The organism is Roseateles sp. P5_B10, assembly GCF_056400485.1.
This window is the reverse complement of the sequence record NZ_JBFULE010001551.1, coordinates 1-636: the sequence shown is the minus strand read 5'-3', so window position 1 is coordinate 636 and position 636 is coordinate 1. Positions and strand designations below refer to the sequence as shown.

The following is a 636-nucleotide window of genomic DNA, read 5'->3' as shown; positions in this document are numbered from 1 at the left end:
GCTCCATAGCCTGCACGATATAGGGCAGGATGCGTCATCGTTTCGACGACGCCGATGACCGTGGACGGCTCCGGGCCGAACACGTAGACAGTTTGTCCGAGTGCAGAGCGCCTCGGGAAGAGCCTGTCCGCCAGTGCTTTGTTGATAATGATTTGGCCAATGCGGGCCTGTCCACTCATGAATTTGTCGACATCCTGTACCTCATCGGAGGTGAAATTACGGCCTTCGACGAGGTTAAGACCAAGGGTCGGTAGCCACTGTTCGTCACCAAAATATTGTGAGGCGCCGATTTGCTCGCTCTTGTGGACCTTGTCGCCCTGAGCCGCTTGGACGCTGTGGTTGCTGCCCCCGCTACCATAGACAACTTGATTGGTCGCAGTGGCGGCCTTCACGCCCGGCAGCGCCCTCAAGCGCAACAAATCCTCCGCCGCGGCGCTCGCCCTGCTTATCGTCTGGCGGTGACGCGTCTCCAGCACAAAAAGCTCGGACTCGACCAACCCACTGTCCGTGAGGATGCGGTCGATACGGGTCCGCATCAAGTGCAGCGCATTTGTGACGATCGCACAGGTCATTGCTACTTCGAGCACGATCAGGGCGGCGATAATGCGATGGCGGCGCAGTGTAGATAGGATATAC

General features: G+C 58.3%; 1 protein-coding gene. It reads right to left on the bottom strand.

Annotated elements, in window-relative coordinates; genetic code table 11:
• Positions 1-636 (bottom strand): ABC transporter permease (locus AC1DU6_RS34530; RefSeq protein ID WP_477862999.1); only part of this gene is annotated, 636 nt, incomplete at both ends.